Genomic DNA, 18,033 nt, shown 5'->3' on the forward strand with positions numbered 1-18,033 from the left:
GATGAGTACGACGACACCCGCCCCGACCACCGGAGCCGACGTGGCTGCCACGGGCATCAGCCTGAGCCTCGCCGGCCGCGGTGAGGGCACCGCGGCCGCCCCGAGCGCGCCGCCCGAGGAACACGGTTACGCGCCCCAGTGGCTCGAGTTGCGTGAGCCCGCCGACGCCGCCGCCCGTGCCGCCGACCTCCTCGACCCGTTGCGCATCCGGCTCGCGAACCTGCCGGGACGGGCCACGGGTCTGGTCGTCCACGACCTCGGCTGCGGCACCGGCTCGATGGGCCGCTGGCTCGCGCCCCGCCTCGACGGCGCCCAGCGGTGGGTGCTGCACGACCACGACGCGAACCTGCTGCGCCTGGCCGCCGCGCGGGCGCCCCGCGCGGCGGGCGACGGCAGCCCCGTCACGGTCACCACGCGACGCGGCGACCTCGCCCGGCTGACGGCGGCCGACCTGGCGGGCGCCTCGCTCGTCACGGCCTCCGCGCTGCTCGACGTCCTCACCCGCGACGAGATCGGCGCGCTCGCCGAGGCCTGCGTGGGCGTCGGCTGCCCGGTCCTGCTGACGCTGTCCGTCGCCGGCCGAGTGGAGTTCACCCCCTCGCACCCCCTGGACACCGAGATCGCCGACGCGTTCAACGCCCATCAGCGGCGCGGCGACCTGCTCGGCCCCGACGCGGTCACCGTAGCCTGCGAGGCCTTCTCCGAGCGGGGCGCGACCGTGCGGGTGCACCCGAGTCCCTGGAAACTCGGCCCGGAGAACGCCGCGTTGACGCAGGAGTGGCTGCGCGGCTGGGTCGGCGCCGCGATCGAACAGCGCCCCGAGCTCAAGGAGCGCGCCGAGGCGTACCTGGAGCAGAGGCTGGAGCAGTGCGCGGCGGGCGAGTTGCGGGTGGTGGTCCACCACAGCGACCTGCTGGCCCTGCCCCGGATGACGGGCGGGACGTCATGAGCGCGCCGGTGGAGGAAGCGGTCGAGGCACATCGACGGGTCGGCGCCGAACGCGTCGCGCCCCGCGGGGTACGGACGTGCCGGAAGCCGGACGCCGCCCTCCCCGACGTGACCCTGCGCACCTGCTCCTCCACCGCGAACCCGCGCAGAGCGGCCCTGTCCGACGCCGATCCGCCCACGGCGACCCTGCCGGACCCGCGCCCGCACGAGGCGCCGGCCGCCGAAGAGCCGATCGCCGGGGCCCGCCCCGCCGTGAGGGCGCTCCGTGCCCTGCGCGCCCACTTCGGCACCCTCGCCGGGACCGCCATCATCGGCGTGCTGGTCTGGCGGCTCGGCACCGGTGTCTTCCTCGACGGGCTGCGGCGCGTCGATGCCCTGACCCTGGTGGCGGCGGTGGCCATCGGCGCGGTCACCACGGTGTTCAGCGCCTGGCGTTGGTGTGTGGTGGCGCGCGGACTGGGCATCCGGCTGCCGCTGGGCCCCGCCGTCGCGGACTACTACCGCGCTCTGTTCCTCAACGCGGCCCTGCCCGGCGGCGTCCTCGGCGACGTCCACCGCGCCGTACGGCACGGGCAGAGCTCCGGCGACATGGGGCGCGGTGTCCGCGCGGTCGTCCTGGAACGGACCGCGGGGCAGGTGGCGCTGGCCCTGGTCGGCGTGACGGTCCTGCTGACCCAGCCCTCCCCGGTGCTGGCCCAGACCCGTCGGTTCGCCGCCCTGCTGGGCCTCGCCGCGCTGGGGGCGCTCGCGATCTGGGCCGCCCTCCGGATGGGGCGCACCAGCGGGCCCTCACGCCGGGGCCGCGCGCTGCGCGCCCTGCTCGTCGAGGCGCGCGGCGCCCTGCTCGGCCGCGGCAACTGGCCCGCGGTGGTGATCTCGTCCGTCGTGGTGCTCGCCGGGTATGTCGCGACCTTCCTGCTCGCCGCCCGGGTCGCGGGGTCCGGCGCCTCCGTGGCCGAGCTGGTCCCGCTCGCGGTGCTCGCGCTGCTCGCCATGGCCCTGCCGCTGAACGTCGGCGGCTGGGGCCCCCGGGAGGGCGTCACCGCCTGGTCGTTCGCGGCGGCGGGCCTGGGCGCCTCCCAGGGGCTGACCGTGGCCGTGGTGTACGGAGTGCTCAGCTTCGCAGCCGCCCTGCCCGGCGTCCTCGTGCTGGTCGCTCGCTGGTACCAGGCCCTGCGCGCGAAGCGAGCCCGTCAGGAGGACGCGGCGGGCCCCTCGTCCGTGGTGACGACGGAGAAGTACGCCCCGAAGGACTCGACCAGCCCCGCCAGCAGCTCCTTGCCCTTCACGGCGGACGCCAACGAAGGACGGCCGATGACACCGGACTCGGTGTAGGCCGGCATACCGAGGGAGAGGAGATGACGGCGGTCGTCGGCCAGCAGATCGACGCTCTTGTAACCGGGCCTGACCAATTCGGGATGGCAATGCAGAAGTATGGAGGTCTCAATTTCTCCCGCATGCATATCACTGAGCAACGAGGTCTCGACACCCGCCCGTTCCCGCGCGGCGTCCCAGTCCTCCATCGCCGGGAAGAGCGCCATGCGATGTCCCTCGGCGGTGGATTCCTGAACCACGTTTCCCAGGACGTAATTCCCGCCGTGCCCGTTGACCACGACCAGCGCCTCCACACCCGACCGGCGCAGGGAGGCCGCGATGTCCCGTACGACGGCGTGCAGCGTCACCGCGGAGATGCTCACCGTGCCCGGCCAGGCCGCGTGCTCGTGCGAGCAGGAGATGGTCACGGGCGGCAGCAGGTGCACCGGGTACGCCGCGGCGATCTCCCGGGCTATCGCGCAGGCCACCAGCGTGTCGGTGGCGAGCGGCAGGTACGGGCCGTGCTGTTCGAGGCTTCCGACGGGGAGCACGGCTACCTGCCGGGCCACGCCCTCTCCTCGCGCCCGTACGTCCTCGGTGGTGTCCGCCGGCACCAGAGCGGATACCGTCGGCAGCGGCCTCTGCGGGGTCGACTGCGTTCCCGAACTGCTCATGTTTTCCCGGCCTTTCGTCTGTGCTGATGCTCCCGCATCCTCGCATGACGCCAGGGCTTACCAGATAGGAACCAGATCATGACCGAAACTGTTGACGTACTCGGCGCGAATGCCCAGTCCTCCGGCGCGGTGCGCGTGGTGAATGCGCCCCTGCCCACCGTGTACGGCGACTTCGAGGCCGTCGGCTACCTCGACCAGGACCGCGGCGAGGAACAAGTCGCGCTCGTGTACGGCGACATAAACGCCGCCGAAGGTGAGGGAATTCTCACGCGGCTGCACTCCGAATGCCTGACCGGTGACGCGTTCGGGTCCCAGCACTGCGAGTGCGGCGACCAGCTCGACAGCGCGCTGCGGGCCATCGTGGCCGAGGGCCGGGGCATCCTCGTCTATCTGCGCGGGCACGAGGGCCGTGGCATCGGCCTGCTCGCCAAGCTGCAGGCGATGAAGCTCCAGTCGGAGGGCCTCGACACGGTCGAGGCGAACATCGCGCTGGGGCTGCCGGTGGACGCGCGTGACTACCGCGTCGCGGCGGAGATGCTGCACGACCTCGGGGTGCGCTCGGTGCGGCTGATGTCGAACAACCCGCGCAAGCGGGAGGCGTTGCTGCGGCACGGGATCAAGGTGTCCGAGCAGGTGCCGTTGCTGATCACTCCGTGTGAGGACAACATCGCGTATCTGCGGACCAAGGCGGAGCGGCTGGACCACTACCTGCCGCACCTTGAGGCTGCCGCGGTCCGTTCTTCCTGAGGTCGTCTTCAGTCTGCGGGTTGTTTGTGGTTGCTCGCGCCCACGCGGCGGAGCCGCATGTTCGACACAGCCCCGCGCCCCTTACGGGGCGACCCCTGTGGCGGTCGGTGCGGGCGTCCCTGTGGCGCCCGGCCGCCCCGCACACAGGGCCCGTCACGCGGGAACCGCATGAACACCCGTTCGCGGTGGAAGATCTCACACCGTGATGAAGAGCGCACGTGTCGTCGTCATCGGCGGTGGGGTCATGGGCACGAGCATCGCCTACCACCTCGCCCGTGCCGGGGTGCCCGACGTCGTGCTCGTCGAGCGGGGCGAGCTGGCCTCCGGATCGACCGCACGGGCCGCGGGAGGTGTCCGCGCCCAGTTCTCCGACGAGCTGAACATCCAGCTCGGCGCCCGCAGCCTGGAGGCGTTCGCACGCTTCGGTGAGGAGCCGGGCCACGACATCGGACTGCACCGCGTCGGCTATCTCTTCCTGCTGTCGACCGAGGCGGAGGCCGCCGCCTTCGAGGAAGGTGTCCGGCTGCAGAACTCCCTCGGCGTGCCCAGCCGTATGCTCGACCCGGCCGAGGCCGGGGCACTGTCCCCGCTGATCACCACCGACGGCCTGCTGGCCGCCGCGTTCTCACCCGACGACGGGCACTGCACGCCCGAGTCCGTGGTCCACGGCTACGCGGCCGGGGCCCGCCGCCACGGCGCGACCGTGCTGCGGCACTGCGAGGTCACGGGCATCGAGACCCGCGGCGACACCATCACGGCGGTGACCACCAGCCGCGGCCGTATCGCCACCGACACCGTCGTCTGCGCGGCCGGAGCCTGGTCCCGGGCCGTGGGAGCCATGGCGGGCGTCGACCTCCCGGTGGAGCCGCTGCGCCGCCAGATCGCCGTCACCGAGCCGCTCCCGGACCTGCCTCCGGACCTCCCCATGACGATCGACTTCAGCAGCAGCTTCTACTTCCACGCCGAGGGCCCCGGTCTCCTCGTCGGCATGTCCGACCCCGACGAGACCCCCGGCTTCGCCACCCAGACCCACGACCGCTGGATACCCCGCCTGTACGAGGCCATGGAACGGCGCGCCCCGGCCCTGCTCGACCTGCGCCGTACGGGCGGCTGGGCGGGCCTGTACGAGATCACCCCGGACCACAACGCGCTGATCGGCGAGGCGGGTTCGTGTTCCCGCTTCCTGTACGCCACCGGTTTCTCCGGCCACGGCTTTCTCCAGGGCCCGGCCGTCGGCGAGGTGATCCGCGACCTGTACCTGGGCCGCGTACCCTTCGTCGACATCAGCCCCCTGAGCGTCGACCGGTTCGCCGCCGACGCCGCGCGCCCGGAGGTCAACCTGGTATGACCCAGCTGCACCTGTGGCTCCGCCACGAGTTCCGCTCCACCGAACGCCGCACGCCGATCGTCCCCTCGGACGCCGCCCGGCTCGTCGAGAACGGCATCACGCTGACGGTGGAGGAGTCGCCCCAGCGGATCTTCCCGATCGAGGAGTACGAGGCGGTCGGGTGCCGTGTGACGCGGGCGGGTTCGTGGGTCACGGCACCCCGGGAGGCGGTGATCGTCGGGCTCAAGGAACTCCCCGACGAGCCAGCCGAGTTGACGCACCGCCACATCTTCTTCGGGCACGCGTACAAGGGGCAGCCCGGCGCTCGGGCGCTGCTGCACCGGTTCGTCGCCGGGGGAGGGGCGCTGCTCGACCTGGAGTACCTGGTCGACGACGAGGGCCGCCGGCTCGCCGCCTTCGGGTACTGGGCCGGGTACATCGGCGCCGCCCTCGCCGTGCTGCACCACCGGGGCGCGCTCGACACCCCGCTGCGGCCCACGGACAAGGAGGAGCTGCGGGAACGGCTCCGCGCGTCCCCCGGATCGGTGGACGCGCTGGTCATCGGCGCCCTGGGACGCAGCGGACGCGGGGCCTGTGTCGCGCTCGGCGAGGCCGGGCTCACCCCCACCCGCTGGGACCTGGCCGAGACCCGCGACCTGGACCGGCGGGCCCTCCTGGCCCATGAGCTGATGGTCAACACCGTGCTGACGACCCGTCCGGTGCCGCCCTTCCTGACGGACAAGGACCTCGACGAGCCCGACCGCAGGCTGCGCACCCTCTCGGACGTCACGGTGGACGTCGGCTCACCCATGAACGTCCTGCCGGTCTACGACACGACCACGGACTGGGAACACCCCGTGCGGCGCTTGCGCGAGCGGCCCCCGCTCGACCTGATCGCCATCGACAACCTGCCGTCCCTGCTGCCGCGCGAGGCCAGCACCGACTTCTCGGGTTCGCTGCTGACGCAGCTGCTGGACTTCGGCGTCACGGGGCCATGGGGCCGCTGTCTGGCCCGCTTCCACGAGGCGTTGCGTGAATCCGGCGCGGTAGGAGGGGAGTTCGACGATGACTGAGGGCGCGAGCGGGACCGTGAAGGAGGCCGTCGCCGCGAACGGCACGGTCCACTGGATCGGTGCGGGCCTGTCGACGGGCAGCGGCCTCGCCGCCCTGTGTGACACGGCCGACCGCGTACGGCTCTGGCACCGCACGGAGGAACGGGCCGCCGCCGCCCTGGCGGCCCTGGGCCTGGCGGGCCGTGCCGAGCCCCGCGCGTACACGCTCCCCGCGCTCGCGGCCGAGCTGGCCCCGGGTGACGTGGTCGTCTCCATGCTCCCGGCTCCGGAACACGCGCCGCTGCTGGCCACCGCCATCGAGCGGCGGGCCCACTTCGCCTGCTCCAGCTACGTATCCGACGCGGTCCTCGCCCAGGTGCCGGCGGCCGAGTCCTCCGGCCTGACCGTCCTGACCGAGGCCGGCCTTGACCCCGGCATCGACCACCTCTTCGCGCACAGCCTGATCGCGCGGGCCGAGCGGGCGGTGGGCGCCGGCACGGCCGCCACGTACAGCCTCACCTCGTACTGCGGCGGCATCCCGGCCGTACCGAACGACTTCAGGTACCGCTTCAGCTGGGCGCCCGCCGGGGTCCTGGGCGCCCTGCGCGCACCGGCCCGCTACATCGAGGACGGCGCCGAGACGACGGCGGCCCGCCCCTGGGAGGCGACCCGTCCCCACGTGATCGACGGGGAGACCTTCGAGGCCTACCCCAACCGCGACAGCGTCCCCTTCCTCGCGCAGTACGCCCTGCCCGGCGCCTGGAAGCCCCGCACCTTCGTGCGCGGCACCCTCCGCCTCGACGGCTGGCTGACGGCGTGGGCGCCGGTGTTCGCGGAGCTCGTACGCGGCGACGACGAGCGGATCGCCGCGCTCGCCCGGGAGCTGGCGGCGACGTACCCCACCACCGAGGACGACCGTGACCGTGTCGTCCTCGCGGTGTCGCTCGACGTGACGGGCGGTTCGGGCGGGACCTGGTCGGGCCGCTACCTGCTCGACGCCGTCGGCACCGCCGAGGAGAGCGCCATGGCCCGCTGCGTCTCGCGCCCGCTCGCCCTCGGCATACGGCACATCCTCGACGGCTCCCTTCCGCCGGGGCTCAGCCGGGCGGCGGAGACGGCGGGGCGGTCGGAGCGGTGGCTGACCGAACTCGCCGATGACGGGCTCGAGTTCACGTTCCGGGAGGGAGCGGGCTGAGCAGCCCGCTGCCGGGAGCCCCGGTCCGTCTCAGCCCACCACCGCCTCGTGCGCCAGCCGCCGCAGTTCGGGGAAGACCGCGTTGGAGGACGTGGGCCGCACCTGGGTCATGAACTGGACCGTCAGGTCCCGCACCGGGTCGACCCAGAAGGTCGTGGTCGCCACGCCGCTCCAGCCGAACGTGCCCCGGGAGGACGGGGTGTCGGTGATCTCGGGGTCGACGACGACCGAGACGCCCAGGCCGAAACCGACGCCCGCGTTGCCCGGCAGCTGGTGGGGTTTGCTGCCGAAGGAGCGCAGGTCCGCGTTGCCCGGGAGGTGGTTGGCGGCCATGGTCGCCACGGACTGGGGGGAGAGCAGACGGACGCCGTCGAGTTCGCCGTGGCGGCGCAGGAACTCCATGAAGCGGTGGAAGTCGTGGGCCGTGGCGGCCATCCCCCCGCTGCCGGACAGGAAGCGCGGGCGGCCGCGCAGGGGGAGGCCGGGGATCGGGGTGATACCGCCGGCGTCGGTCTCCCCGTACAACTCCGCGAGTCGCGGGGCCTGTTCGGGGGTGATGGACAGACCCGCGTCCGTCATGCCCAGCGGGCCGAAGATCCGCTCGGCGAAGAACTCGTCGAGGTCCCGGCCGGAGACGACCTCTATGACGCGGCCGAGGACGTTCGAGGCGACCGAGTAGTTCCACTGCGTGCCCGGTTCGAACTGCAGCGGCAGGCTCGCGTACACCTCGCAGGTGCGGGCGAGGTCGGCGCCCGAGGGGACGGAGTTCTCCAGGCCCGCGTCGCGGTAGAGGGCGTCCACCGGGTGGGAGTGGTAGAAGCCGAACGTCAGGCCCGCGGTGTGGGTCATGAGGTGGCGGACCAGGATCGGTTGTTCCGCCGGACGGGTCACGGTCCCGGTGCCGGAACCGGACTCGTACACCCGCGGTTCGGCGAAGGCCGGGATGTACCGGGACACCGGGTCGTCGAGGGTGAGGAGGCCCTCCTCCGCCAGCATCAGCGCGGCCACCGACGTGACCGGCTTGGTCATCGAGTAGATCCGCCAGATGGTGTCGCTCTCGACGGGGAGCCCGGCCTCGATGTCGCGGTGGCCGTACGTCGTGAGGTGGGCGACCCGGCCGTGCCGGGCCACGGAGACGAGGTAGCCCGGCAGCCGGCCGTCGTCGACCAGGCGGGCGAAGTGCTCGTCCATCCGGGCCAGGGCCTTCGGGTCGAGGCCCACCGCTTTCGGCTCCACCTCTTGTCGCAGTCGTCCCATGACTCACCTCCGGTGCGGCCCGGACACTCCCGCGAGCCGGGCCACGCTCTCCGCTCCTGCTCGACGGTCCGATCCGGGCCACGGCTCACGAACCGTCCTCCCTCTCATGGTCCCTTACGGACGCCGAGCCAACCCTCGCCGGGGTGCCCGGTCCGGGCAGCCTGAAGCAGAGAGCGCCGCCGAGCGCCGCCCCGCACGCCAGCGCCATGAGCGCGGGCCCGGGCGCCACCCCGCCCGAAACGCCGATCACCGCCGTCGCCACCGCGACCCCGAGCGTCGGACCGGTGTTCAGCGCGGTCTGCTGGAGCCCGCCCGCCACGCCGGCCGACTCCGCCGGGACGTCCCGGACGACGACCGTCGTCGCCGTCACCATCACGGCGCCGAAACCGGCTCCCACCAGCAGGAAGCCCCCGCCGATGCCCACGGCCGGCGTGCCCTCGTCGATCCGGGACAGCACCAGCACACCGAGCGTCAGGAGTCCCATGCCCGCCAGCGCGGTCGGTCGGGCACCCCACCGGCGCAGCAGGACGGCGGCGAGCGGCGCGGCCGGCACCATCGCCACGGCCCCCGGCAGCGCGGTCAGGCTCGTCCGCAGCGGATCCATGCCGAGGACGTCCTGGAGCGCGTAGCTGGCCACGAACATCGTGCCGAGCATCGCGGCCGACGCGGCCACGAGCACGCCGAGCGCCGCGCCGACGGTCGCCGAGCCCAGCACGCCGGGCGGCAGCAGGGGATCGGCGGTGCGCCGCTCCCGGCGTACGAACGCGACGGTCGCGCCCGCCGTGGCGAGCAACCCGAGCGCCGTCCAGCTCGTGGAGTCCCCGTCCGGCGCACCGACCAGTGTGTGCACCAGACACCCGAGGGCCACCGCGAGCAGACCGGCACCGGGCAGGTCGAGGCCGGTGACCCCCGTCCGCTGCGGGGCGGGGGCCCGTACGGTCAGTGCCGCGAGGCCCAGCACGAGCGCCGGCACGACATTGAGGAAGAACACCGACCGCCAGCCCAGATGGGTGACCAGCACCCCGCCGACCAGGGGTCCGGCCGCGGCCGCCACCCCGATGGCACTGGTGCGCAGCGCGAGCGGCATCCCCAGCCGCTCGGGCGGGTACACGGCGCGCAGCATGCCCAGGGTGGCGGGCTGCAGCAGCGCGCCGAAGACACCCTGGGCCACCCGCAGCGCGATCACCCAGCCCACGCCGGACGCGCACCCGATGCCCGCCGACGCCGCCCCGAACCCCAGCATCCCGACGGCGAACACCCGGTGGTGGCCGTAGCGGTCCCCGAGACGCCCCGCGAAGACCAGCAGGCTCGCCACCGCGATGAGGTAGCCGGTGCTCGTCCACTGGGCCTGGGCGAAAGAGGCGTGCAGGTCGCGCTGGAGCGTGGGTTGCGCGATGGTGAGCACCGTACCGTCGAGGGCGACGATCACGGCGCCGAGCACACTGCTCGCGAGGGTGAGGCGGCGGTGCGGCGCCGCGGCTCCGGCCGCCGCCCGGTCCGTCGCCGGCGCGCTCACCACTCCGACCCCGGGTGCGTGTCCGGGCCGAGGTGCGCGTCCAGCGCGGTGCGCAGGAGGGGTGCGACGTCGTCGGCGCCCGTCGTCAGCTGGAGGCTGCCCCAGGTCCACAGCTGGGCGATGCCGTACAGGTTCGCGAGGAGCGAGCCCGCGACGAGACGGGCGTCGGCGTCCGGGCGGGCGCGGCCGACGAGGTCCGTCAGCAGGTGGAAGATCGGCAGGCTCGTGTCCCGCAGCCCCAGTACGTTGCTCTCCAGCAGGTCGTGACGGAACATCAGCTCGTGCATGCCGCGTCGGGTGAGCGCGAAGTCCAGGTACACGCGCGCCAGCGTCGCGAGCTGCTCACGCGGGCTCCCCGTGCCGTCGCCGACCGCCGCCGCGCCCCTGGCGGCCAGGTCCTCGAAACCCCGGCGCGCGATGGCGGACAGCAGCTCCAGGTGGGTGGGGAAGTAGCGGCGGGGCGCCCCGTGCGAGACGCCGGCACGACGGGCGATCTCCCTCAGCGACAGCGCCTGCGCGCCCTCCGTGGTCACCAGGTCGACACCGACCTCGATCAGACGGGCGCGGAGCCCGCCGTCCTGTTCACCGACAGATGGCATAGACAGTGTCTACCAGAGTTGAGTAGACAGTGTCTACGCGGAATTCCCGGCGACCGTCGGCCGTTGGTCAGGCATGACCCAGGACGCGAAGGAAGCCGACGGCGTACCCGACGCCGCGCGCGACGCGCAGAACGCACTGCTCGGGCTGCTCTCCGAGTACAACGGCGGGGTGCTGGTGACCCTCAAGGCGGACGGCCGTCCGCAGCTCTCCAACGTCAGCCACGCGTACTACCCCGACGAGGGGACGGTGCGCGTCTCGATCACGGACTCCCGCGCCAAGACCCGCAACATGCGCCGCGACCCGCGGGTGTCGTACCACGTGACCAGCGGCGACCGGTGGGCGTACACGGTCGTCGAGGGCACGGCCGACCTGACGCCGGTCGCTCAGGACCCGTACGACGCGACGGTCGAGGAGCTCATCCGGCTCTACCGTGACGTCAGCGGCGAGCACCCCGACTGGGACGACTACCGAGCGGCCATGGTCCGGGACCGACGGCTCGTCCTGCGGCTCAGGGTGGAGCGGGCGTACGGGGTGCCCAGACGCTAGTGCCTGCCGTGGCGCCAGGTGTGCTGACCGGACGGGGCCGGCGGCTGCCCGGTGTCCCGTGTGTCCTGGGGCGGGACGCCGCGGGTCCCCGAGCATCCGTGAGGTGCTCGGGGACCCGGCGGGGGCTCGACGGGCACGGTGCTCAGGCCGTGACCTTCTCCCGGCCCGCGTTCTCACGCGGCGCGCGCTCGCCGAGGAGTTCCGTCGGGACCTTGTGGGTCTCGCGGGCGGTGAGGGCGGCGAGGACCGGCGGGACGCACAGGGCGGCAGTGAACAGGGCCACGGCGGACCAGTCGTCACCGTTCGGGCCGGCGATCCGCGCGGCGAAGGTCACCGCGAACCCGGCGATCGCGAAACCGATCTGCGTGCCGATGGCCATGCCGGACAGGCGGACGCGGGTGGAGAACATCTCGCCGTAGAAGGAGGGCCAGATGCCGTTCGCGGCCGAGTACACGACCCCGAAGGTGAGGATGCCGAGGAGCAGGATGAGCGGGTAGGAGCCGCTGGAGATCGCCCACAGGTAGACGAACATCATGACCGCGCTGCCGGCGGAGCCGATCAGGAACACCGGGCGGCGGCCGATGCGGTCGGAGAGGACGGCCCAGGCGGGGATCGCGCCGAGCGCGACGAGGTTGGCGAGCGCGCCCACCCACAGCATCGAGGAGCGGGACATGCCGACCGAGTCGCTCGTGCCGTACGCCAGCGCCCACACTGTGAAGATCGTGGAGACCGAGGCGACCAGCGCGCCCGCGATGACCCGGAGCACGTCCGCCCAGTGCGAGCGCAGCAGCTCGGCGAGCGGCAGCTTGGCCACTCCCTCGGACTTCGCCTGCTGCCGGGTGAAGGCGGGGGTCTCCTCCAGGGTGCGCCGGATGACGTAGCCGACGACGGCGACCGCGATGCTCATCCAGAACGGGACGCGCCAGCCCCAGGACAGCAGCTGGTCCTCGGGGAGCGCGGCGACCGGGATGAAGACCAGGGTGGCGAGCAGCTGCCCGCCCTGGGTGCCGCTGAGGGTGAAACTGGTGAAGAAGCCCCGGCGGTTCGGTGGCGCGTGTTCCAGGGTCATCGAGTTGGCGCTGGCCTGTTCGCCGGCCGCCGAGATGCCCTGCAGGACGCGGCAGAGCACGAGGAGGACGGGGGCGAGGGTGCCCACCTGGTCCCGCGTCGGCAGGCAGCCGATGAGGAAGGTCGACAGGCCCATCAGGATCAGTGTGAAGACCATGATCTTCTTGCGGCCGAGCCGGTCGCCGAAGTGCCCGAGGAAGAGCGCGCCGATGGGGCGGGCCGCGTACGCGACGCCGAACGTGGCCAGTGACAGCAGGGTCGCCGTGGCCGGGTCGGACTCGTCGAAGAAGACCTCGGGGAAGATCAGGGCGGCGGCGCTGCCGTAGATGAAGAAGTCGTAGTACTCCAGGGCGCTGCCGATCCACGCGGCCGTCGCGGCCTTCCTGGGCTGGCCGGGTGGCGCGTCGAGCGGTGCGGCGGGGACAGACGACACGGCGTGCTCCTTCGAGGGGCTCCGGCGGAGCGGAGTGAGCGGAGGGGGAGAAGTGCCGAATCCCTGGGGGTGAACGGGTCGGCCACGCCGGGTGCCATGGGATGCGGCCCGGCTAATTAACCCACTGGATAGTTAGTAGCGGTTGGCCAGTGATGTTGCGCCGACGTTTCCCGGGTGTCAAGGGGTCGCGCGGAAGGTTCGCCGTCAGTCCGCGGTCCGGTCCGCCGTCAGATACGCGATGACCATGTCGCCGAGCATGGTCCGGTAGTGCTCGCGCTGGTCGACGGCGACCAGGTCACGGCCGAAGAGGGCGCCGAAGGTGTGCCGGTTGGAGACCCGGAAGAAGCAGAACGCGCTGATCATCGCGTGCAGGTCCACGGCGTCCACGTCCGCGGTGAACAGGCCCGACGCCCGGCCCGACGCCAGGATGCGGCGGATGACCTCCAGCGCGGGGGAGCCCATCCGTCCGAGCTTCTCGGACGCGGCGATGTGCTCCGCCTCGTGGATGTTCTCGATGCTGACCAGGCGGATGAAGTCGGGGTGCGCCTCGTGGTGGTCGAAGGTCAGCTCGGCGAGCCGGCGGATGGCCGCGACCGGGTCCAGGTGGTCGACGTCCAGTTCCTGCTCGGCCTGCCGGATCACGGAGTACGCGCGCTCCAGCACGGCCGTGAACAGCTGTTCCTTGCCGCCGAAGTAGTAGTAGATCATCCGCTTCGTGGTGCGGGTGCGGGCCGCGATCTCGTCGACGCGGGCCCCGGCGTACCCGGCGCGGGCGAACTCCCTGGTCGCCACGTCGAGGATCTCGGCCTTCGTGCGGGCCGCGTCACGCAGCCGCCCGCCGGGACGGGCCGGCTCTTCGACTGTGGTCATCGCGTTCCTCGGGTTCCTTCGGCGGGAGGGGCGGGCCGGCCCCGGTCGGCCCCCGGTCGAGGTCCAGTGTCCGCTACGGGGGGCGTTGTGTGCCCCGCGATTGTAGGTCTTCCCAGGAGACCGGCGGGCTGGTATCACTAACGAACCAGTTAGTACATTGCCGGTCTTTGCGTAGGAGGCCCCGTCGTGCCCCAGGACTCGTATCTCGTCGGCCTCATCGGCTCCGGCATCGGGCCCTCGCTCAGCCCTGCGCTGCATCAACGGGAGGCCGACCGGCAGGGCCTGCGCTACGTGTATCGCCTCATCGACATCGACGCCCTCGGTGTCGGCCCCGAGGCGGTGGGGGACCTCGTCCGCGCCGCCCGAGACCTGGGCTTCGACGGGCTCAACATCACACACCCGTGCAAGCAGCTCGTGATCGAGAACCTGGACGCGCTCGCACCGCAGGCCGAGGCGCTCGGCGCGGTCAACACCGTCGTCTTCGAGGACGGCCGCGCCATCGGCCACAACACGGACGTCACCGGCTTCGCGGCCTCCTTCGCCCGCGGGCTGCCCGACGTCCCGCTGGAGCGCGTGGTCCAGCTGGGCGCCGGAGGTGCGGGCGCGGCCGTCGCCCACGCCACGCTCACCCTCGGAGCCGGGCACGTCACCGTCGTGGACGCGATGCCGGACCGGGCCGTCGGCCTCGCCGCCGCCCTGAACCGGCACTTCGGCCGCGGCCGCGCGGCCGCGGCGAGCCCCGATGCCCTGCCACGGCTGCTGGCCGGAGCCGACGGGGTCGTGCACGCGACGCCCACGGGGATGGCCGCGCATCCTGGCCTGCCGTTTCCCGCGGAGCTGTTGCGGTCGGGGTTGTGGGTGGCCGAGGTGGTGTACCGGCCGCTGGAGACGGAGTTGTTGCGTACCGCGCGGGGGGTTGGCTGCGCCACGCTGGACGGCGGTGGGATGGCCGTTTTTCAGGCTGCGGACGCGTTTCGGCTGATTACCGGCCGGGAGCCTGACGCTGCGCGGATGCTGGCGGACATTGGGGAGTTGGCCGGTGTTGCGCGTGTACGTAACTGAGCGCCGTGTGGGTCCTGTGGTACGCCGGCAGCGGGTTGGCGGTGGCTGGTCGCGCCCACGCGGCGGAGCCGCACAGTGACACAGCCTTGCGCCCCTGACGGGGCGCGCCCCAGGACGGGCGTCGAAACAACACCTCTCGAGCCGTCAATCCCCGAAGGAGCCACCCCATGCGTACCTCCATCGCCACCGTCTCGCTCAGCGGGTCCCTCACCGAGAAGCTCACCGCCGCCTCCCGGGCGGGTTTCGACGGCGTCGAGATCTTCGAGAACGACCTGCTCGCCAGCCCCCTCACCCCCGAGGACATCCGCGCCCGCTGCGCCGACCTGGGCCTCGCCATCGACCTCTACCAGCCGATGCGCGACATCGAGGCCGTGCCGCCGGAGGAGTTCGCCCGCAACCTGCGGCGTGCCCGTCACAAGTTCGAGCTGATGCGCCGCCTCGGTGCCGACACCGTCCTCGTGTGCTCCAGCGTCTCCCCGCTCGCCGAGGACCATGACGCGCTCGCCGCCGCCCAGTTGCGCCAACTGGCGGACCTCGCCCAGGACTTCGGCATCCGCGTGGCGTACGAGGCGCTGGCGTGGGGGCGCCACGTCAACACGTACGAGCACGCCTGGCGCATCGTCGAGGCGGCCGGCCATCCGGCGCTCGGCACCTGCCTTGACAGTTTCCACATCCTCGCCCGCGGCTCGGACCCGAAGGGAATCGAGGACATCCCCGGCGAGAAGATCTTCTTCCTGCAACTCGCCGACGCCCCGCTCATGGCGATGGACGTCCTGCAGTGGAGCCGCCACTACCGCTGCTTCCCCGGGCAGGGCGGGCTCGACGTCACCGGCCTGCTCCGGCATGTCATCGCGGCCGGCTACCAGGGTCCGCTCTCCCTGGAGATCTTCAACGACGTGTTCCGGCAGGCCGAGGCGGGCCCCACCGCCGTCGACGCGCACCGCTCCCTCCTCGTACTCCAGGAAGCGGCCGGCCTGGCCGCGCTGCCCGCACCCGTCGTCCCCACGGGCGCGGCCTTCGTCGAACTCGTCACCGCCGACGCCGAACCCGCCTCCGCGCTCCTCGGCGCCCTCGGATTCGCCCGGACGGCTCGCCACCGCAGCAAGCCCGTGGACCTGTGGCAGCAGGGAGAGGCCCGCGTCCTCGTCAACACGGGCCCGGCCGTGCGCCGTGACGGCACCAGCCTCGCCGCCGTCGGCCTGGAGTCCCCGGACCCGGCCGGAGCGGCCCGCCGCGCCGAGTCCCTCCTCGCTCCCGTGCTCCCGCGCCGCCGCGCCCCCGAGGACGCGCCCCTCGACGCCGTGGCCGCCCCCGACGGCACCGAACTCTTCTTCGTCGCCACGCACGACACGGCGCGGCAGACCGAACTCCCCGACTGGCGGGCCGACTTCGCGGACGTACCCCGCCCGGACGCGGCCGCCCACGGCGTCACCCGCATCGACCACCTGGCCCTCACCCAGCCCTGGCACGAGTTCGACGAGGCGGTCCTCTTCCACCGCAGCGTCCTCGGACTCCACGCCCAGGAGAGTGTCGACGTCGCCGACCCCTACGGACTGCACCGCAGCCGCGCGGTCACCAACGCCGACGGCAGCGTCCGCATCGCACTGAGCGTCGGCCCCGCCCCCACCGAGGACGGCGCCCGCGCCCAGCACATCGCGCTCGCCACCGACGACATCGTCGCGACGGCCCGCGCCTTCCGCGCCGCCGGCGGACGCCTGCTGGCGGTGCCCGCCAACTACCACGACGACCTGGCCGCCCGGTACGAGTTCCCCGACGGCGAGCTGGAGACGTACCGCGACCTGGGCATCCTCTACGACCGGGACGCGCACGGCGAGTTCCGGCACTGCTACACCCACACCGTCGGCCGCGTCTTCTTCGAACTCGTCCAGCGCGACGGCGGCTACCGCGGCTACGGCGCCCAGAACGCGCCGGTCCGGCTGGCCGCCCAGCACGCCGTGCGGTGACCGCTACGACCGGTCCCACACCTCCGCGTGCCCGCGGTGCGCGTCGGTCAGCCCGTTCGCGAAGTACCGCTCGTAGTACTCGGTCTCCACGTGGTGCGCCTGGAGCCAGACGCCCGGTACGTGGATCGCGTCCGTGTGCGCCGGGAAGCGGCGGTGCGTGCGCCAGATGTACTCGCAGATGTCCCGGGCGCAGTCGATCACCCGCTCCTCGTACTCGCTCGCCTCGGCGAGGTACCGCTGCCCGTAGTCCTCCTTGTAGATCCGCGCGAAGACGTCCTTGTCGGCGTACGTGCCGCCCTGCCCGAACTTCTCCCGGACGACCGCGTCCACCGCGTCCGACATCGACCGGTGTGCCGGCGGGCACGCGGCCTCGATCAGGGGTTCGCCGTCGGGTGAGCGCAGGGCGACCGGGTGGGAGCGGACGTTTCCGTACTTCGGCAGCGGGATGTGCCAGCGCCACAGATCGGCTAGCCGCCAGCGCGGGGTGGCGAACGTGAAGCCGAGCATCCTGCCGTACGTCCGCGAGAACTTGGGGTCGCCCAGCGCGATCTGCGGGTTGATCGTCGCGTGGATCCAGGCGCCCAGCCCCATCGCCTCCGCCGTCAGCATCAGGTTCTGCAGCAGCAGGTCCGCCTCGATCTGCGTGCGCATGGGGCCGAGCGCGCCGAGCGGCAGCTTCAGGTCCTTGTTGAGGAAGCCGTTGTCGACCCACTTCCTCACCCCGGCCGGGCGGTAGAAGTTCCGGTCGTCGACCAGGGTGGGGCGCGCCCCGTCCGGCTGGGTGAGCAGGTACATCAGCGCGTTGACGTACTGGTGGGACAGGTCGACCACCGGGAAGAACAGCGTCGTGCCCGGCAGGTTGGACAGGAACCGGTTCGAGTCCAGGTACGCCGGGAAGTCGCGCTGCCCCTCCGCGACGTCGAGGCGGTGGTCCAGCACCTTCACCTTCGCCTCACGGGCCCGCGCGATCAGCGTGTCCGCGTCGAAGGGCTCCCGCGGCGCGGGCGGCAGCTTGCGCAGGTAGTACGTCCCCGTGTCGTTGATCATGAAGAAGTGGGTGCCCTGGGCGTTGTCAGGGCTGCCCGCGGTCCGGCCCGCCATGGTCAGGTTGGGCTTGGCCATGATGGGCTTGCCGTCCCGCGGGTCGTCGAACGGCCGGTCCGGCATGGTCAGCCCGCTGCATCCGGTGATCGCGATGAGCACCGCCTCCTCCAGCTCCGACAAGGGCTGCGGAGCGTGCGGGGAGGAGTAGGTCATCGTCCCGGCGGGCACCGACGCGCCCCGGCTGACGCGGTGGGTGCGGCGCCGCCACACGGTGTCCAGCAGCGGGCGCCGGAACAGGTCGTCGAGCCCAGGGTGCCCCTGGGGCGTGCTCGTGTACTCGGGCTGGTCGTCGATCACTGTCATGCGTTGTCCCCCGATTTCCCCCGTTTTTCCCCGTTGACTTCTGTCGCTCAGAC

15 protein-coding genes and 1 pseudogene are annotated in these 18,033 nt (G+C 72.6%); 9 read left to right on the forward strand and 7 right to left on the reverse strand.

Features of this window, described 5'->3' with window-relative positions:
* The first annotated feature begins 1 nt into the window (after position 1).
* Together ACZ49J_RS16740 and ACZ49J_RS16745 are read left to right on the forward strand one after the other, a co-directional pair.
* Positions 2 to 949 (forward strand): methyltransferase domain-containing protein, encoded by a 948-nt coding sequence (locus ACZ49J_RS16740; protein ID WP_467453608.1) that lies wholly within the window; start codon positions 2 to 4, stop codon positions 947 to 949.
* A pseudogene (locus tag ACZ49J_RS16745) lies at positions 946 to 2,016 on the forward strand (lysylphosphatidylglycerol synthase transmembrane domain-containing protein); the annotation flags it as partial. The gene ACZ49J_RS16740 and the pseudogene ACZ49J_RS16745, both read left to right, overlap by 4 nt.
* Positions 2,017 to 2,141: 125 nt before the next feature.
* Here ACZ49J_RS16745 and ACZ49J_RS16750 read toward each other — a convergent pair.
* Complete coding sequence (locus tag ACZ49J_RS16750; protein ID WP_467453609.1) at positions 2,142 to 2,936, reverse strand: creatininase family protein; 795 nt, start codon at positions 2,934 to 2,936, stop codon at positions 2,142 to 2,144.
* A gap of 78 nt (positions 2,937 to 3,014) precedes the next feature.
* On the opposite strand from ACZ49J_RS16750, the gene ribA reads away from it, so the two are divergent.
* From ribA to ACZ49J_RS16770, 4 genes are all read left to right on the forward strand, one after another.
* Complete coding sequence (gene ribA / locus ACZ49J_RS16755) at positions 3,015 to 3,683, forward strand: GTP cyclohydrolase II (protein WP_467453610.1); 669 nt, start codon at positions 3,015 to 3,017, stop codon at positions 3,681 to 3,683.
* A gap of 205 nt (positions 3,684 to 3,888) precedes the next feature.
* Positions 3,889 to 5,031 (forward strand): NAD(P)/FAD-dependent oxidoreductase, encoded by a 1,143-nt coding sequence (locus ACZ49J_RS16760; protein ID WP_467453611.1) that lies wholly within the window; start codon positions 3,889 to 3,891, stop codon positions 5,029 to 5,031.
* Positions 5,028 to 6,083 carry a saccharopine dehydrogenase gene (locus ACZ49J_RS16765; RefSeq protein ID WP_467453612.1) on the forward strand — a complete coding sequence of 352 codons (1,056 nt, stop codon included), beginning with the start codon at positions 5,028 to 5,030 and terminating at the stop codon, positions 6,081 to 6,083. Before ACZ49J_RS16760 ends, ACZ49J_RS16765 begins: the two co-directional genes overlap by 4 nt.
* Positions 6,076 to 7,257 carry a saccharopine dehydrogenase family protein gene (locus tag ACZ49J_RS16770; RefSeq protein ID WP_467453613.1) on the forward strand — a complete coding sequence of 394 codons (1,182 nt, stop codon included), beginning with the start codon at positions 6,076 to 6,078 and terminating at the stop codon, positions 7,255 to 7,257. The genes ACZ49J_RS16765 and ACZ49J_RS16770 overlap by 8 nt, the downstream gene beginning before the upstream one ends.
* A 30-nt stretch (positions 7,258 to 7,287) precedes the next feature.
* Here the strand turns inward: ACZ49J_RS16770 and ACZ49J_RS16775 are convergent, their stop codons facing one another.
* The 3 genes from ACZ49J_RS16775 to ACZ49J_RS16785 form a co-directional block, all read right to left on the reverse strand.
* Positions 7,288 to 8,514, reverse strand: coding sequence for a serine hydrolase domain-containing protein (locus tag ACZ49J_RS16775; protein WP_467453615.1), 1,227 nt, complete (start codon positions 8,512 to 8,514; stop codon positions 7,288 to 7,290).
* An 85-nt stretch (positions 8,515 to 8,599) separates the two neighbouring features.
* On the reverse strand, positions 8,600 to 10,030 hold the full coding sequence (locus ACZ49J_RS16780; protein WP_467453617.1) for an MFS transporter: 1,431 nt from the start codon (positions 10,028 to 10,030) through the stop codon (positions 8,600 to 8,602).
* The gene (locus tag ACZ49J_RS16785) at positions 10,027 to 10,629 is read right to left on the reverse strand and encodes a TetR/AcrR family transcriptional regulator (protein WP_467453618.1); all 603 of its coding nucleotides are present in this window, start codon (positions 10,627 to 10,629) and stop codon (positions 10,027 to 10,029) included. Before ACZ49J_RS16785 ends, ACZ49J_RS16780 begins: the two co-directional genes overlap by 4 nt.
* A gap of 73 nt (positions 10,630 to 10,702) precedes the next feature.
* Here ACZ49J_RS16785 and ACZ49J_RS16790 point away from each other — a divergent pair, with 73 nt between their 5' ends.
* The gene (locus ACZ49J_RS16790; RefSeq protein WP_467453619.1) at positions 10,703 to 11,176 is read left to right on the forward strand and encodes a TIGR03618 family F420-dependent PPOX class oxidoreductase; all 474 of its coding nucleotides are present in this window, start codon (positions 10,703 to 10,705) and stop codon (positions 11,174 to 11,176) included.
* Between the two features lie 142 nt (positions 11,177 to 11,318).
* Here ACZ49J_RS16790 and ACZ49J_RS16795 read toward each other — a convergent pair whose 3' ends face one another.
* Together ACZ49J_RS16795 and ACZ49J_RS16800 are read right to left on the reverse strand one after the other, a co-directional pair.
* The gene (locus ACZ49J_RS16795; protein WP_467453620.1) at positions 11,319 to 12,677 is read right to left on the reverse strand and encodes an MFS transporter; all 1,359 of its coding nucleotides are present in this window, start codon (positions 12,675 to 12,677) and stop codon (positions 11,319 to 11,321) included.
* Between the two features lie 204 nt (positions 12,678 to 12,881).
* Entirely contained in the window at positions 12,882 to 13,547 is a 666-nt protein-coding gene (locus tag ACZ49J_RS16800; RefSeq protein WP_467453621.1) for a TetR/AcrR family transcriptional regulator, read from the reverse strand.
* 186 nt (positions 13,548 to 13,733) lie between these two features.
* On the opposite strand from ACZ49J_RS16800, the gene ACZ49J_RS16805 reads away from it, so the two are divergent.
* Positions 13,734 to 14,609: a shikimate dehydrogenase gene (locus ACZ49J_RS16805; protein WP_467453622.1), complete on the forward strand. Its 876-nt coding sequence runs from the start codon at positions 13,734 to 13,736 to the stop codon at positions 14,607 to 14,609.
* Positions 14,610 to 14,776: 167 nt separating this feature from the next.
* Entirely contained in the window at positions 14,777 to 16,573 is a 1,797-nt protein-coding gene (locus ACZ49J_RS16810; protein ID WP_467453624.1) for a bifunctional sugar phosphate isomerase/epimerase/4-hydroxyphenylpyruvate dioxygenase family protein, read from the forward strand.
* 3 nt (positions 16,574 to 16,576) lie between these two features.
* Here ACZ49J_RS16810 and ACZ49J_RS16815 read toward each other — a convergent pair whose 3' ends face one another.
* Positions 16,577 to 17,980, reverse strand: a complete 1,404-nt coding sequence (locus ACZ49J_RS16815; protein ID WP_467453625.1) for a hypothetical protein — start codon at positions 17,978 to 17,980, stop codon at positions 16,577 to 16,579.
* Positions 17,981 to 18,033 lie beyond the last annotated feature (53 nt).

It is taken from the genome of Streptomyces sp. NPDC030840 (genome assembly GCF_055572015.1).

Bases quoted from the DNA above. Each gene is read 5' to 3' on its own strand.
- ACZ49J_RS16740 (WP_467453608.1), top strand. From the start codon at position 2: ATGAGTACGACGACACCCGCCCCGACCACCGGAGCCGACGTGGCTGCC.
- ACZ49J_RS16770 (WP_467453613.1), top strand. From the start codon at position 6,076: ATGACTGAGGGCGCGAGCGGGACCGTGAAGGAGGCCGTCGCCGCGAAC.
- ACZ49J_RS16810 (WP_467453624.1), top strand. From the start codon at position 14,777: ATGCGTACCTCCATCGCCACCGTCTCGCTCAGCGGGTCCCTCACCGAG.
- ribA (WP_467453610.1), top strand. From the start codon at position 3,015: ATGACCGAAACTGTTGACGTACTCGGCGCGAATGCCCAGTCCTCCGGC.
- ACZ49J_RS16790 (WP_467453619.1), top strand. From the start codon at position 10,703: ATGACCCAGGACGCGAAGGAAGCCGACGGCGTACCCGACGCCGCGCGC.
- ACZ49J_RS16785 (WP_467453618.1), bottom strand. From the start codon at position 10,629: ATGCCATCTGTCGGTGAACAGGACGGCGGGCTCCGCGCCCGTCTGATC.
- ACZ49J_RS16775 (WP_467453615.1), bottom strand. From the start codon at position 8,514: ATGGGACGACTGCGACAAGAGGTGGAGCCGAAAGCGGTGGGCCTCGAC.
- ACZ49J_RS16760 (WP_467453611.1), top strand. From the start codon at position 3,889: ATGAAGAGCGCACGTGTCGTCGTCATCGGCGGTGGGGTCATGGGCACG.
- ACZ49J_RS16750 (WP_467453609.1), bottom strand. From the start codon at position 2,936: ATGAGCAGTTCGGGAACGCAGTCGACCCCGCAGAGGCCGCTGCCGACG.
- ACZ49J_RS16765 (WP_467453612.1), top strand. From the start codon at position 5,028: ATGACCCAGCTGCACCTGTGGCTCCGCCACGAGTTCCGCTCCACCGAA.
- ACZ49J_RS16815 (WP_467453625.1), bottom strand. From the start codon at position 17,980: ATGACAGTGATCGACGACCAGCCCGAGTACACGAGCACGCCCCAGGGG.
- ACZ49J_RS16800 (WP_467453621.1), bottom strand. From the start codon at position 13,547: ATGACCACAGTCGAAGAGCCGGCCCGTCCCGGCGGGCGGCTGCGTGAC.